Raw genomic sequence first — 286 nt, 5'->3', positions numbered from 1 at the left:
TAACGAGAGTATTATCACTATCTATGGTTTATTTATGTTTTGCCACGCTTAAGACAGTTAAAAGAGTAGCTTTAGCCTATAAATGTTTAATTCGTTTTAATGGATTTCGTAGGAACTTTGTAGGGTAATATGTTTACCTGTATTAGATGAATCGTGGAAAGCGTGCATTATATCTAGAACATGGTATATTAAATCTCCGTTGGCTCTATGTTCATGGTTATCTATGATGCTATTTGCCATATCTGATATACCTAATCCTCTGCTATTGTCAGTATATTTTTTATTT

The 286-nt window shown here is 31.8% G+C and carries 1 pseudogene; it reads right to left on the bottom strand.

Annotated features, from left to right (window positions below):
- Positions 1–96: 96 nt before the first annotated feature.
- A pseudogene (locus ACX6CF_RS27410) lies at positions 97–286 on the bottom strand (gfo/Idh/MocA family oxidoreductase); the annotation flags it as partial.

The organism is Vallitalea sediminicola, assembly GCF_054408565.1.
This window is presented reverse-complemented; position numbering and strand designations above follow the sequence as displayed.